Genomic DNA, 14,244 nt, shown 5'->3' with positions numbered 1-14,244 from the left:
TCCCTTTCATTGCGCTTACACCAATGAAGGTAAAATTTGAAAATAATTAGAAAAAAATTTGTGATGCTAGCTGTCACAAATAATTAGACACCTATGCACAACTTATTTGCCGATTTCAGTCACGAGTCGCATGAACAACGCCCCGGCGACGCTGAGCTGGCGATACGCGTACAATGCCGTTAATTTGCGCTCGCTCATCGTTGTTGGCAACTCCACCAGTTGCCCGCTTGCCAAGGCGTCTTGAACGCAAAACGTTGGCAAAAACGCAACGCCCAAGCCACTGATTGCCGACTTACGGATGGCTTCGATGCTCCACAGCTCCATATTCGGCCGCAACCGGATGCGTTTTTCCGCCAGATAGGCGTTGAACAGCTCCAGATACCGTGCGTGCGGGTCATTCATTAGCGCACACACCGCCTTGTCTTGGCCCGGCGTGATGAAGTCTTCGTCAGCAAATTCCGGCGCGGCGACCAGCGACAGCGGAAATTCCTTGATCGACCCGGTGTGGACTGTGGGCGGATAAGACCGCACGTCGTAGTGGATGGCGATGTCGACTTGGCGGTCAGCCATCTGCGCGTAAATGTCGTAGCAATTCAAGACGCGGATCACCAGCTCGACACCGGGCGCCTGATGCTTGAACTTTTTCAACACGTCTTGCATCTGATACGTCAACAGCGACTCCGGCACCGCGACCACCAGCCGTCCGACCGGCCCGTCGGCGTGCTCTGCGAAGCGATCCAACGCAGCGGCATCAGCCAAGAGCTGATCGATCAACGGCAACGCCGCGGTCCCGGCACCGGTCAACACCATCTGTCGCCCGACCTTAGTGAACAATCGGACCCCGAGCTGGGCTTCGACTTGTTGCACCTGAAACGTCACCGTCGAAGGCGCATAATTGAGCAACGCGGCAGCTTTTTGAAAACTACCAGCGGCATGAATGGTTTGGACAGTTTTTAAATACTTCAGATCCACTCAGAAGGCCCCCTTCTTAGGTAACGCCAATTTTTGATGCTAATTGGCACAATCATTCAAGATCGTTGAAGCGTCGGTTCGAATGTTTCGACTAGACTGAACTGGCGCACGCCTATAGACTACCAGATATGAGCAAAAATTGGGAGGCCTTTCATGCAAATTTCCACATTTAAATCTAATCCTGTTATCATGGCCGAATTGGTCGATCTGATCTTATTCTGCCAAAATTCCGAGGCCCACCTCGGCATCGCCATGGCCGACCAGCCCGACGTGTTTGAAATCGAAGCCCATTATCAAGCCACCGGCGGCGACTTTTGGATCGCCCAAGACGACGCCGGCCACGTGGCGGGTTGCATCGGCTTGTTGAAGCTGACCCCGACCACCGCCGTCCTCAAGAAATTCTTCGTCTACCCACGGTTCCGCGGCCGCCCGCAAAGCCTGGGCTGGCAGCTTTATCAGACATTGATCCAGGCAGCTCACGCGCGCGGGCTGACCCACCTAGTACTAGACACCCCGGAAGGCGAGCACCGCTCACACCGCTTCTATGAGCGCCAAGGCTTCACCCGCTGTCGCCGCGAAGACCTCGGCGTCTCTTACGCATTCCCAGATCGCGACAGCCGTTTTTATCAGCTGACACTCGACTGAATGCAAAAAAAGTGCCACCACCTCGCGCCCAATCGGGAGCTGAGATGGTGGCACTTTTTCAAATCACGATCAATGATGCACCTTGCGAGTGATGATATCGCCGACGAATTGGAAGACGAAAACCATGATCAAGATGAAGATCGTGGCGACCCAGGTGACATCGTTTTGGTAACGCTGGTAACCCATCGAGATCGCCAGGTTCCCTAGACCACCGCCACCAACAGCCCCAGCCATCGCGGTCAAGCCGATGACGGAGATGATGGTCAACACGGTGACCCGCACAAGCTCAGACAAGCCTTCGCGCAAATACACGCGGAAGACGATGCCTGAAGGTGAGATGCCCATCGCTTCTGCGGCCTCAATCACGCCGGGGTCAACGGTGACCAAGGCGTTTTGCACCTGGCGCGCATAAAACGGCGCCGTGCCTGCGATCAGCGGCACCAAAGCCGCGGTTGGGCCAATCCCGGTGCCGACGATTGCATGCGTCACAGGATACATGACCGCCAGTAAAATAATGAACGGGATTGCCCGGAAGATGTTGACGATTTTGTCCAAGACAAAATACGCCGCGCGATTCTCCAATAAGCCGTGTTCATCCCACAAAACCAAAAACACCCCGAGAATCAGGCCTAAGATCACGCTGACAATAGTGGTCACGATCGTCATGTACAACGTCTGCCAAATCGCCTGAACGACGCCGCCGTCGCCAGTCCAGATCGGCACGACATTCGGGAATAAGTGTTGTAACAATTGCATTATTCTGCCTCCGTCGTAATGTGTTGAACTTGCACGTCATTGTCGGCCAGATAAGTAAACGTCCGGTCGATGTCTGCTTGCGACCCTGACAACACGACGATCAAATTACCAAACGGCGTCCCTTGCAGGATCTGAATGTCACCAAACAAGATATTGGCGGTGACGTTGAAGTCTTTGTACAGCGTCGCCACCAACGGCTGGTCGGTGGACGCGCCAAGGTACGTCAACCGCACCAGCTGATCGGCACCAGACAGATTCAACACCGCCGGCTGCTTGCGCACAGAGGCGATCGCCGCGTCCAGTTGCAAGGTCGTGTCGATGAAATCTTTGGTCAGCTGCTGTTGCGGTTTGGCAAAAATCTCCAGCAAACTGCCGCGTTCGATGATTGCCCCTTCATCCATCACGGCGACCTTGTTGCAGATCTGCTTGACGGCTTCCATCTCATGCGTGATCAACACGATCGTCAATCCCAGCGTTTCGTTGAGTTGCTTGAGCAAGTCGAGGATCGAACTGGTGGTCTTAGGATCCAGCGCACTGGTGGCTTCATCGGAGATCAAGATCTCAGGATCTGACGCCAGCGCCCGGGCAATCCCGACACGCTGCTTTTGTCCGCCAGACAATTCAGTCGGGAACGCAGAAGCACGGTCTTCAAGCCCGACCAACTGCAACAGTTCGGTGACCTTCGCGTTGATCTCAGCTTTGCTTTTGAGCCCTTTTAACGGGAAAGCCACATTCTCGGCAATAGTCAGGGCGTTCATCAAATTGAAGTGCTGGAAAATCATCCCGATCCGCTTGCGTTCAGACCGCAACTGCTTAGGACTCAGCGCCAGCATATCTTCGCCGAGCACCGTGACCTTGCCGCTGGTCGGTCGTTGCAACAAGTTGATCGTGCGCACCAGCGTGGACTTGCCGGCACCAGAATAGCCCACGACCCCATAAATATCGCCGCGTTCCACCATCAGATCAACGTGATCGACCGCATGCACGCTGCGGTTTTTCTCATGAAATTGAACATCGACGTCGGTCAATGTGATGACTGCTTCTTTAGCCATGTTCTTCCTCGTTTCTTCCCAAAAGTCATCTCACAAACGAAGGCGGCACCCGGTGAGTGCCGCCAGCGCCTATATAGTTTACCACAAAGCAGGATTTGGCTCTAGAAAAGCCGGTGTTGCGCTTTGTGGCGATGCGATTTGGCCTTATCGGCGAGCCACACAGGACAACACGGTCGCGTATAAGCTATCCCAGTCACGCACGGCTTTGGCGCACGCGCCTCGGATAACTCATACACACCGCTAGGCCCGCTTTGCTACGCTCTGGTTACTTCCAAGCCGGGACGGTGGTGCCTTTGTAGACCTTCTTCATCAACTTGGCCGTTTGCTTAGTTTGATAAGCTTTGACGATCTTCTGATAAGTCTTGTTCTTCTTATCTTTAGCCGACTTGGCAGAGATGAAGTTGATGTATGGACTGGACTTGTCAGTGATCTTTTCAACCGCGATGGAATCCTTGACCTTGAGCTTGGCCGCAGCAGCGATATCGTTGTTAACGACCGCGGCGGCCACATCGTTCATGGAGCGGGCGGTTTGGGCAGAATCCAGCGGCACGATCTTTAAGTTGAGCTTGTTTTCAGTGATGTCAGCCGTCGACGGTGAAGCCACGCCGGCTTTGAGTTTAATGACCTTTTCTTGGGCCAAAAGGTTCAGCGCCCGGCCTTCGTTGGAAGCATCGTTAGGAACCGAAACTTTGTCGCCAGACTTCAAATCATTGAGTGACTTGATCTTGGTCGAGTAAGCGCGGATTGGGCCGAGGTAGGTATCGCCGATTGAAACGATATGAGTACCATGTTTTTTGTTCCAATCGTTCAAAAATGTGTAGTTTTGGAACGCGTTGAGGTCAACATCGCCATCTTCCAAAGCCTTGTTTGGCGTGTTGTAGTCGGTGAATTCCACCAGCTTGATGTTGACGTTTTGCTTCTTCAACCGCTTTTGGATATCGGTCCAGATCTCACGGTCGTTGCTCATGATGCCGACCTTAACGGTTTTGTTGGCGGCGCTATTTGAACTGTTACCACATGCGGCTAAAGCAAAAACTGGTAAGGCGACCGCAACGGCCGCAACGATTTTTTTCCACAACTTCATATGCAATACCTCCTCAGGTAGTTACTTCCAAGCCGGAACGGTTGAACCTTTGTAATACTTCTTCATCAGCTTTTCAGTTTGCTTGGTTTGATAAGCCTTAACGATCTTCTTGTAGGTCGCGTTCTTCTTGTCTTTCTTGCTTGCCGCGGCGATGACATTGATGAACGGCTTGGAGTTCTTGCCGATCTTTTCAACCGTGATGGCATCCTTGGGGTTGAGTTTTGCGGCTGCGGCAATATCGTTGTTGACGATCGCCGCGTCCACGTCGTTCATGGAACGGGCGGTTTGCGCGGCATCGAGTTCGGTGATCTTCAAGTTGAGCTTGTTTTCAGTGATGTCACGGATCGTCGGGTTGGTGACCCCAGCCTTGATCTTGATCAAGCCGTTAGCTTCCAAAAGCTGTAAAGCGCGGCCTTCGTTGGCGGCATCGTTTGGTACCGAAACCTTGGCGTTTTTGGTCAACTTCTTCAAGCTGGAAATCTTGTTGGAATAGGCACGCATTGGGCCGAGGTAAGTGTTGCCGACACTGGTGATTGTGTCATGATGTTTCTTGTTCCAGGCCTGCATAAACTGCACGGTTTGGAAGGAGTTGAGCTGAATGTCGTTATCGTCGAGTGCCTTGTTTGGCGTGTTGTAGTCGGTGAATTCAACCAGCTTGATGTTGACGTTTTGTTTCTTCAAACGAGACTGGATATCTGTCCAGATCTCTTTATCGTTGCTCATGATGCCGACTTTAACGGTCTTGGAAGCGGAGCTAGAACTGTTCCCACAAGCCGCCAACGCGAAGACCGGCAAGGCGATCGCAACAGCGGTGATGACTTTTTTCCACAATTTCATAATGAATCCTCCTATGTTGGTTAAAGCAATAAAAAAATGACCGCCCCTAACGTTAGTTAGAAGCGGTCATCCCGCGGTACCATTCTAATTCAGTAGCCGAAGCTACCCTCGTATTGGGTCAATCAACCCAAGTGCGAGATAATGGTCGCCACCCATTGCAGCCTGAGGCAAAGCCTTCGGTGCACCGATCCGTGAGCCATTCTCAAGTACACGCGCTACCCCGCTCTCAGCCACCCGGGTTTTCTGTACAGTCTTGTGTGCTATCTCTCTCACATCGTTCGTTTATCGCTTTGAATTGTCTACGATGTTACGCAATTCTCTCAGATTTGTCAACAGTTTCTGAGGAAAAAATTAGACTTTCTGAAAAAGGCTATCGTTCAGGCCTTGATCTCGGCGACCCAATTGTCGGCGCGATCGGCCGAATCTAACAGCGACGGATCGTCAGCGGCACGATCGTTGACCGCAACCACTTGACCTGACAGCGGCGCGTCTAGATCCAACACGGCCTTTTCCGCTTCAACGGCGAGGAAGGCCTTGCCGACCGTGATTTCAGCGCCGACTTTGGGCAGGTCTGCGAACTTGATCTTCCCGAATGTTTCTTGCGCAGCCTGCGTCAAACCGATGCGCACTTTACCGTCTTTAGTTTCTTGCCAAAAATGCTGTGTCATGCTGTTCCTCCTCGAATGTGATTAACTTAATTGTACCACACCGATCAGTTAACTCGCGTGATTGCCAAGACGTTGGGCAACATGAGCCACCCGCGCCCTGCCACCTTGAAGCGATAACGCGTGTTGCTTGGTTCTGGAACGGCCAGCTTGTGCCGTTTGCCATAGAATTCTTCAGTATCATTCTTCAACGTCAGCGTTTTGGTAGCTGTTTTGACCTTGATTACCTTTTCCGGCGCCTTGGCCAACCAATCGCGCTCTTGGGCGACCCCAACCACCACGCCTGTGTAGGTTGCCACCGAAAAGTTATCGACTAGCAAAAAGCCTCCCAACACGACCGCCACCGTCACGCGAAACCACCGATACCAATTGCGTCCAGGCTTTGCTTCAGTCTCCAACTCATCTCGCATCCCGTTGCCCTCCGCGTCTCGATCTGCCTCAAGTATACCACCAGCAAAATCCTATCGCTGTCCGGCAACGTAAGCATTTAGCGTTGGGTAGACGACCAGTAAACTGTCGGGAGCGGGCGAAAGTGACTCCAGCAGGCTTCAATCTGTCGTGGAGAGGCTGCTCGGCGGAGCTAACTTGGCCGTGCCGGCCAAGTGGATCTCCACCTGTGCCTTGCTGTAAGCGACAAGTCGCTAACAGCAATCTCACCACGTCAGATTGACCTGCTTCCGTCACTTTCGCCCACACCCTAGATTCTGCGTATCAGGATAATTTGATGGCATGGACAAACGGGTAATTCGTTGATTGCAACTAATCCGTTCTTAATTAGATGTTCCGTCAGCCGCTAGTCCATCTCTACTCTTGCGGAAATAGCCACTTCTGGTGATGATGGACGCTACCGTAAGGGTTTGGTGTGTGGAGGCCCGGTATGGCTCAGGCGCGGCATTGTTGTTAGCGGCTTGCCGCTTACAACAAAGGCGTCGAGGAAGATCCACTCGGCGGAGCCGAGTTAGCTTCCGAGCGCCTCGCACCGTTCCAGCCATCTCAAGGGCCGGAACACACCAAACCCGACCTATACCACTATCCCCAACACTTCCTAAAGAAGACTGACGCTGCCGGGCAACATCAGCCAAGCAAACAAAAAAAGGCACACCAGAATCGGTATGCCTGTTAAGCTGAGTGCTAATCGAAGCCTTCTGTGTCGCGGCTGAACATGTAACTTTGATGGTGGAATCTCATCGACAACACCATCCCCACTGACAACATGTTCGCCAAAAGGAACGATCCCCCTTGGGAAATGAACGGCAACGGGATCCCCGTCAGCGGCAGGAGACCGATGTTCATGCCAATGTTTTCGAAAACGTGGAACAAGATCATCATGATGACCCCGGTCGAAATGTACGCGTAGAACTCGTTTTTGGTATCAAACGTCACACGGATCATTTGATAGATCAACAACATGTACAACAAGATCACGACCGCGCAGCCGATGAAGCCAAAGGTCTCGCCAATCGTCGAGAAAATCATATCAGATTCCCGCACCGGCACCGACACCTTGATATTGTTCCAGCCGCGTCCGGTCAGTTGACCGCTACCGATGGCCTTCATCGATTGCCATAGCTGATAAGAGTCGCCTTGCGTGGCACCGCTTGGGGACAGCCAAGAGTCGATCCGTGCAAACTGATAAGCTTGGAAACCGAAGTGCTCCAAGATCTGCCGGCCCCATGACTTAGCCACCAACAACAACGCCCCGCCACCGAGGACGACGCCTGCTGCGGCGATTGGCACGATGATCTTCCAGGTCGTGCCAGATACCAGCACCACGCCGGCAAAGATAGCCACGAATACCAGCGTCGTCCCGAAGTCGTTTTGTAACGTCATTAATGCCAACACTGGCAGCGTCCACAAGAACATCGTCCCGATCAAACGCCAGTCATTGGCCGTCGAATGGCTGTATTCTGAATTGTGGTTGGTAACCACGCGCCCGAGCATCAAAATATACGCGGGCTTCATCACTTCGGAAGGCTGGAAGGTGATCGGCCCAAACGAGAACCAGCTGCGGGCCCCGGTACTTGCCGCAACGCTCCGGTCGTATAAGAACAGCACCGCCACCAGCAAAAACAGGCCGAGGCCATACAAGATCGGTGCGATCCGCCACAGTTGCTCGGAGTCAAATTGCATCACGAAAAAGATTCCGACGCCACCGATCGCGTACCAAACGCCTTGCATGATCAACGCATGCATCGGTGTCGAACTCGCGCTGGTGTCGTTATCGACCGCCATGTAGATTGCGGCCATGCCGACCAAAGCCAGCAACATTACGGACAAAATAATGCCGTAGTCGATCCGATTTTCGTTTCTATTTTCCGTCACTTCTTGTGCCAAGACCAATTCTCCTATCTATCCACAATGTACCCTCATTACAACAAAAACCACGCCGGAATTCAATCTAGCGTGGCAATCATAAGGGAGTCTTAACTGTGATGAAGATGGTATTCGGCAATCAAAAAGTTAACCGCGTCGTCCATCGACTTGAAGTGGTTGGCGCTTGTGTTCCCTGCCAGATAAGCGTTGAAACGCTCGCCGACTGTTTCAACAAAGCCGATTTCTTGCTTGTTCACCGTCAAAACCGACACCGTGTGCCCATTACGCGTCACGTCTTCTTGAACGACCTGAATCTTTTGTTCCTTAGCCATGCTTCCTCCTAGTTAGGGCGGTTACCCTTTTTTATGATATTGGTCCCAATTCATTGCTTCATCAATATTCGCGTCAGGATCCGGATTGCGCCGCAATGTAAAATGATCCGGCACCGGATCGACGCCACCATGAACAAACGGGTTGCACCGCAAAATCCGCGCGATTGCCATCAAACTCCCTAGCAACGCACCGTGTTTGACCAAGGCCTGGTAGGCGTAGGTCGAACAGGTCGGATAATAGCGGCAACTCGGCGGCAACAGCGGCGAGATTGCTGCTTTGTAAAAGCGCACCAGCGCCATCAATACGTAACGCATTATTTTAGAAAATCAGTGATGTGCAACCACGTCGAAGGCAAAAAGACCTTCCACGGACTGCCACCACCCATGCCAAAGCCGACCATCGAACCGACGATCAGCGCCACTAAAGCGATCACGACGCCCCAGCCGATTTTTTTCAACACACGATGTGCATAACTGGAACTCATGCGGTCTCCCTCCTACAGTATGGGTTTAATACTGCTTATGATGGGCAATGTTGTCTAACAACACGCCTGTACCAAGCGCAACGGCATCCAGTGGATCGTCGGCGAGCAATACCGGTACCTTCAGCTCTTGGGCAAACAGCTTGGAAATACCCTTGAGCAAGGCGCCCCCGCCTGTCAACATCACGCCACGATCGATAATATCAGCGGACAACTCAGGCGGGGTCTGTTCGAGCACCCCTTTGGCCGCTTGCACGATCTGCATCATCGTTTCATGCAAGGCATCAGAGACTTCTTCTGAAGTCACCTCGACCTCACGCGGCAAGCCCGTGGCGATATCGCGGCCGCGTACTTCGATCTTCTCTTCTGGGTCAGCTTCGTACACGGCCCCAATCTGGATCTTGATCTGTTCAGCGGTGTGTTCCCCGATCAACAGCTTGTGTTTATTCTTCACGTAAGCGGCGATGGCGGCATCCATCTTGTCGCCAGCCAAGCGCAGTGACCGGCTGGTGACGATCTCGCCCATTGACAAAACCGCGACGTCACTGGTACCACCACCAATATCGATAACCATGTTGCCTTGCGGTTGGAAGATGTCTAAACCGGCACCGACAGCCGCGACTTTGGGCTCGAATTCGAGGTAAACATGCCGCCCACCAGATTTTTCGGCCGCTTGAATGATTGCCTTTTGCTCGATGCTGGTGACGTTGGTCGGCGCGCAGATCAAGATGTTTGGCTTGGACATGAAGCCCTTGACGCTCAGCTTGTTGATGAAGTATTCCAACATCGCCTCGGTGATGTCAAAGTCCGCAATCACACCGTCTTTCAATGGCCGGATCGACTTGATATTGCCTGGCGTGCGTCCCACCATCTTGTAAGCCTCTGTACCCACAGCGAGCACCTTGCCTGTTTTGGTGTCGATCGCGACGACAGATGGTTCGTTTAACACGATCCCTTTGCCCTTCACATTGATGAGAACGTTCGCTGTTCCCAAATCGATGCCGATGTCTTTTGCCATTATTTCTCTCCTTGATCCGGCTTTTTTCGCCCGTACAGGCCAATTTTATTCAACTAATCGAGTTTACCATACGCCAGCACCCACAACAACTAAGATTTCCTTATAAAAGGCGCTCTGATGCGGCTTAACCGCTCCTAGCGCAAAAGGTATGGTAGGTTCTTGGAGGCCTGGATCACGTCCAAGAAGAAACTCGACACCAGATAGCCTAGACCAATCGCCAAAAAAAGCATCAACAATCGGCTTTCGCGCACATGGTTCGGACGCAAGAACCGGTCAAAACGTACCGCTGACAATAAGCGGAAACTGATCATGATGAACACCAGATGCGACACGAGCGTCAGCGCCGCGGATAAACCCATCGATTGATACATAGCTACCTCCGTTTTCTGCAAACATTATAGCAGAAAACCCCGAACAATTTCAAAAACTTGCATCTGTAAATATCAATCGATCGGGTCTTCGTCTGCGATCGGCTTGCGTCCCCAGGCAAACAAACGCTGCAGGCGCCGCAACGACGTCGGCGCAGCGAGTGTCGCCATAATCAAAAACGCCGGCAGGTACTGGATCAAATACCGCGAACGCCCGCCTTCAAATGCCAACAAGTACAAAAACGCCCCGATGATCGTCACGCGTAGCAACTGCATGACCCGATGTTGGTCACTATAAGCCAGAAAGATCAATCCCAGCGCGATCACCCACAGCGCCTGACTCCACCAGCGAAAATCACCAAGGTTCGTGCCGTAGAGATACACATATTGTTGCAGATGATTTTTCAACCCCGGACCTGGCTTGGGTTTGGGATTGCTGTTGATGAACGAGCCTTCCTTATCCCAAGCAAAGGAGCCATCTGCCGTGTTGTTGTAGTGCTTGTGCACCAAAAACTGCAGGTAGCCCAACACGCCCATGTTGCCAAGGCGCTGTTTGATCTTGCGAACCGAATACGCACTACGCGCCTTTTTGGTCGGCAACACCGCCATCATCAACGCGTCCCTAGCGTTATAGCCGCCTTGCCCGGACATCCCCATGCTCACAAAATGGACTGCCGGGATCGCTCGACCGGGATTGACTTGGATATAGGTCTGTTGCTTGATGGCGCGATTGGCAACCACGTAACTGCCGCCGCCAACGCCAGCCATTACCAATAAACAGATCGCCACCCGCCAACTTCCGCGGCGGCCGCGCAAGGCATACAAGATCGAGATGACCACGATCGCCAAAAACGGCACGATCGCCGATGGCTTGATGAAATACGCTGCCACCGTGCTGGCCGCCAAAAGTGCCGCCCCAAACAGGCTGAACCACCACGACTCGCGACGCATCAACGCATAACCGACAAACATCAAGCTCACCAAAGGCAAGACCCATGCGTCGGTGTAAGGCACGATGATCGTCGCAAACAAACTCAGCCACAGCGCGTGCACATACAAGCCGGTCGTCAACTGGCGCGGCGCCAGCAACCAAATCGCCACGAGGTTGGCTACGGCACTGAGGTCGACCATCACCAGCGTTAAGTAATCAAACGTCAACCAGCTGGTCGAATGCAACCATTGCGCCAACGTATGCATGACGAGCAAAATCGGCAAGTTGTTGAAATTTTGACTGTAATACGAGCGCAAGTTGTTGCTGGTCGTATCCGTCAACGTCTGATGCAAGGCCCCAGCATCCCAGCCAATCGGCGGATGTAGCGTCGTGACAAACACCAACTGCCACACGACGACCGCCGCCAACAAAACACAAGCGCTCACCCGGCCGTGGTCAACAAACAGCCAGTAACAGCCTCGACGAAAACGAGGATAAGCATATAGCGCGATCGCCACAGCCAAGGCAATGATCAACCCGATAGCCGTCACGATGGTCGTACCGGCGCCAGTTTTCCAGTTGTCACCGACAATCAAATTGGGATGGATGATGGCAAACAACGTGGTCGCGCCAAACAGCACCATGAAGATCCCATTAATGCCGCGCTGCCCCCAGTCAAATAATCGCTTACCCATTTAGACACCTCTTTGTACAAATATGGTCCTGTCTATTCTGTCGCCGGCCGCTCACGGATATCGATGCACACAGCACGCGTCGGTGAGTCGCTGACTTCGATCCGCACCAGTCGTGCCCCGCGGGACCGCATAACGCCATCGAGCGCATCGAACAGGTAGGTCGTGACATTTTCGACGGTCGGGTTAACCTTTTCAAACGCCGGCAGCTCGTTGAGAAACTTGCCAGACAAACCTTTCAACACACCGCTGAGTTCTTTTTCCAAGTCGTAAAATGCCACCATCTTGTCAGTCGTCTCAAGCTCCGAGGTAATTTCCCAAGTATGGTTATGCTTTTGGCCTTCCCCGGCTTCCCAGCGGATCGCGTGACTGGCGTTGAGATACGATTTCATTTTATAGGTATAAGTTCTAGTCATCATGTTCCTCCCGATGATGGTTCTGCACACTTTTGACATCGTGCTTGATCACGGCTTGCACCTGTTTTACTTCTTGACTGAACGCACGTAACTGCCACGACGCGTGGGTCGTCATGCCGTTGATGATCCCGATCAACCGGATCGCGCTACAGATAAAATTATAGGCCGGCAGCGTGAACGCGACCCACCATTTTTTGAGATAAAAGTGCCATTCTTCCGGCTCGTGGCGTAGCAACAAAACGACAGACGCGTAGTTGACCAGCGAGACAAACACATACAGCCCGTAAATCACCACGTAAGACAACAACATCACGACGGGCGGATAGCCAAACTGCACCAATACCACACTGGCAAACATCCAAATCATGCGGGGAAACAAGAAGGTGTGATCGATCATCAGCCGACGGATCAAAAAGTCCTTGAAGAAACGCCGTAACCCAGCACTGTGTTGCATGTAGTGCGTGGCGACTTCAAGCTCACCGCGTTGCCAGCGCTGCCGCTGGGTATACAATTCGCCCAACCCGGCGATCGGTTCGATATAAAAAATCGCATTCGTACAGATCACGACCTTCTTACCTAGCCGGGTGCGGATCTGAAACGTCATATCTGTATCTTCGCCGATCGTGTCGGTATTGTACAAAAACGTCTCCATTAAAACCTCCCGACGAAACGCAGAAAACGCCCCAGACATTGTAAACAATTGGTCGTGGCTGGATTCGATCGTCCGCCCAGAAATGAAGGCTTGAGCGTATTCATAATACTCGTTATTCGCCACCAAGCGATGCCATGGCCGCTTGATGGCGGCGACCAGATCGTGCCGTGGCAAGATCGCACCGGTCATCGCCGCGATCTGCGGATCATTTTCAAAGCGCAACACCATGTTGGTCACAGCGTGCTTACCTAAGGTCCCGTCGGAATCGATATTAATCACATAAGTCCCAATACTTTCATAGATCGCCGTATTCAACGCCTTGGCCTTACCTTTGTCGGTATTAACATAGCGCATGATTAGATCTGGAAAAGCATTCTGCGCATGGGCAAATGCCGCAAAAGAATCATCGGTGCTTTGATTATTAGCCAAGATGATCTGCATGGCGGCTTTAGGATAAGTCTGATCGACCAGCGATTGGATACATGCAAACAACGTGTCTTCCGAGTTATACACTGGCACGATCACCGACACCATCGGCCACTTTGCCGGTGCCACTAGTTGGGGTGCATGCCAGTGCCGCCACATCAGAACTACTGCTGACCACAAGGCCGGCAAAATCTCCACGACGATCGGCACCAGCGTCCAGGTAATCCAAAACCCCATCTGAAAAACGGTTAGATGTAACCAATAACTCAAGGCTTTTGCCTCCAATCACCGATCAACTCGCGATAGATACCGCGGGCCAATTGTGAATATGTGAATACATTGTAGTACAGCGCGATCACCAAGACGTAAAACACCATCCGGCCGATGATCGCATGCGCAAGATAATAGAGCTCACCGCCACCAAAATGCACGATGCTGACCACGGTAAACAACCGGATCAAGTTGGCCACATAGATCCTGGATTATTCATAGAATTTCAAAAAAGCAGCGCAATCCCATGATTCACACGGGACTGCGCTGCTTTGGTGTTTCACCCATTGGGTGCGCCTATATGCTAAGGTTGAGTCGACGAAAACCATCACG

General features: G+C 52.4%; 17 protein-coding genes and 1 pseudogene. 1 reads left to right on the top strand and 17 read right to left on the bottom strand.

Annotation, left to right across the window (positions count from 1 at the left end; genetic code table 11):
- Nucleotides 1–102 precede the first annotated feature (102 nt).
- On the bottom strand, nucleotides 103–972 hold the full coding sequence (locus ACYVRB_RS09610) for a LysR family transcriptional regulator (RefSeq protein ID WP_461215084.1): 870 nt from the start codon (nucleotides 970–972) through the stop codon (nucleotides 103–105).
- A 153-nt stretch (nucleotides 973–1,125) separates the two neighbouring features.
- Here ACYVRB_RS09610 and ACYVRB_RS09605 point away from each other — a divergent pair, with 153 nt between their 5' ends.
- Nucleotides 1,126–1,617: a GNAT family N-acetyltransferase gene (locus ACYVRB_RS09605; RefSeq protein ID WP_461215083.1), complete on the top strand. Its 492-nt coding sequence runs from the start codon at nucleotides 1,126–1,128 to the stop codon at nucleotides 1,615–1,617.
- A 69-nt stretch (nucleotides 1,618–1,686) separates the two neighbouring features.
- On the opposite strand, the gene ACYVRB_RS09600 is transcribed toward ACYVRB_RS09605, so the two are convergent.
- From ACYVRB_RS09600 to ACYVRB_RS09525, 16 genes and pseudogenes are all read right to left on the bottom strand, one after another.
- On the bottom strand, nucleotides 1,687–2,373 hold the full coding sequence (locus ACYVRB_RS09600) for a methionine ABC transporter permease (protein WP_461215082.1): 687 nt from the start codon (nucleotides 2,371–2,373) through the stop codon (nucleotides 1,687–1,689).
- Nucleotides 2,373–3,425 carry a methionine ABC transporter ATP-binding protein gene (locus tag ACYVRB_RS09595; protein WP_461215081.1) on the bottom strand — a complete coding sequence of 351 codons (1,053 nt, stop codon included), beginning with the start codon at nucleotides 3,423–3,425 and terminating at the stop codon, nucleotides 2,373–2,375. The genes ACYVRB_RS09600 and ACYVRB_RS09595 overlap by 1 nt, the downstream gene beginning before the upstream one ends.
- A 265-nt stretch (nucleotides 3,426–3,690) precedes the next feature.
- Nucleotides 3,691–4,509: a MetQ/NlpA family ABC transporter substrate-binding protein gene (locus tag ACYVRB_RS09590; protein ID WP_461215080.1), complete on the bottom strand. Its 819-nt coding sequence runs from the start codon at nucleotides 4,507–4,509 to the stop codon at nucleotides 3,691–3,693.
- Between the two features lie 21 nt (nucleotides 4,510–4,530).
- A complete protein-coding gene (locus ACYVRB_RS09585; RefSeq protein ID WP_461215079.1) occupies nucleotides 4,531–5,346 on the bottom strand; it encodes a MetQ/NlpA family ABC transporter substrate-binding protein in 816 nt (271 codons plus the stop codon).
- Between the two features lie 377 nt (nucleotides 5,347–5,723).
- Entirely contained in the window at nucleotides 5,724–6,014 is a 291-nt protein-coding gene (locus ACYVRB_RS09580; protein WP_461215078.1) for a glycine cleavage system H family protein, read from the bottom strand.
- Nucleotides 6,015–6,058: 44 nt separating this feature from the next.
- A complete protein-coding gene (locus ACYVRB_RS09575) occupies nucleotides 6,059–6,421 on the bottom strand; it encodes a hypothetical protein (protein ID WP_461215077.1) in 363 nt (120 codons plus the stop codon).
- A gap of 721 nt (nucleotides 6,422–7,142) precedes the next feature.
- Nucleotides 7,143–8,279 (bottom strand): FtsW/RodA/SpoVE family cell cycle protein, encoded by a 1,137-nt coding sequence (locus ACYVRB_RS09570; RefSeq protein ID WP_461215112.1) that lies wholly within the window; start codon nucleotides 8,277–8,279, stop codon nucleotides 7,143–7,145.
- Between the two features lie 155 nt (nucleotides 8,280–8,434).
- Nucleotides 8,435–8,656 (bottom strand): DUF2969 domain-containing protein, encoded by a 222-nt coding sequence (locus ACYVRB_RS09565; protein ID WP_461215076.1) that lies wholly within the window; start codon nucleotides 8,654–8,656, stop codon nucleotides 8,435–8,437.
- Between the two features lie 21 nt (nucleotides 8,657–8,677).
- Nucleotides 8,678–8,971: a membrane protein insertion efficiency factor YidD gene (yidD, locus tag ACYVRB_RS09560; RefSeq protein ID WP_461215075.1), complete on the bottom strand. Its 294-nt coding sequence runs from the start codon at nucleotides 8,969–8,971 to the stop codon at nucleotides 8,678–8,680.
- Nucleotides 8,971–9,141, bottom strand: coding sequence for a DNA-directed RNA polymerase subunit beta (locus ACYVRB_RS09555; RefSeq protein ID WP_461215074.1), 171 nt, complete (start codon nucleotides 9,139–9,141; stop codon nucleotides 8,971–8,973). Before ACYVRB_RS09555 ends, yidD begins: the two co-directional genes overlap by 1 nt.
- A gap of 25 nt (nucleotides 9,142–9,166) precedes the next feature.
- The gene (gene mreB / locus ACYVRB_RS09550; RefSeq protein ID WP_461215073.1) at nucleotides 9,167–10,156 is read right to left on the bottom strand and encodes a rod shape-determining protein MreB; all 990 of its coding nucleotides are present in this window, start codon (nucleotides 10,154–10,156) and stop codon (nucleotides 9,167–9,169) included.
- 134 nt (nucleotides 10,157–10,290) lie between these two features.
- On the bottom strand, nucleotides 10,291–10,527 hold the full coding sequence (locus tag ACYVRB_RS09545; RefSeq protein ID WP_461215072.1) for a DUF1146 family protein: 237 nt from the start codon (nucleotides 10,525–10,527) through the stop codon (nucleotides 10,291–10,293).
- A 72-nt stretch (nucleotides 10,528–10,599) separates the two neighbouring features.
- The gene (locus ACYVRB_RS09540) at nucleotides 10,600–12,150 is read right to left on the bottom strand and encodes a TIGR03766 family XrtG-associated glycosyltransferase (protein ID WP_461215071.1); all 1,551 of its coding nucleotides are present in this window, start codon (nucleotides 12,148–12,150) and stop codon (nucleotides 10,600–10,602) included.
- Nucleotides 12,151–12,182: 32 nt separating this feature from the next.
- Nucleotides 12,183–12,566 (bottom strand): 6-carboxytetrahydropterin synthase, encoded by a 384-nt coding sequence (locus ACYVRB_RS09535; protein WP_461215070.1) that lies wholly within the window; start codon nucleotides 12,564–12,566, stop codon nucleotides 12,183–12,185.
- A complete protein-coding gene (locus ACYVRB_RS09530) occupies nucleotides 12,556–13,911 on the bottom strand; it encodes a TIGR03111 family XrtG-associated glycosyltransferase (RefSeq protein WP_461215069.1) in 1,356 nt (451 codons plus the stop codon). The genes ACYVRB_RS09535 and ACYVRB_RS09530 overlap by 11 nt, the downstream gene beginning before the upstream one ends.
- Nucleotides 13,908–14,117 (bottom strand): annotated as a pseudogene (locus tag ACYVRB_RS09525) (exosortase family protein XrtG); the annotation flags it as partial. The pseudogene ACYVRB_RS09525 and the gene ACYVRB_RS09530, both read right to left, overlap by 4 nt.
- Nucleotides 14,118–14,244: the final 127 nt, after the last annotated feature.

The sequence above is a fragment of the Lacticaseibacillus boliensis genome (assembly GCF_054784775.1).
Note: the sequence above shows the minus strand (reverse complement) of the source record. Positions and strands in the feature narration are given on the sequence as shown.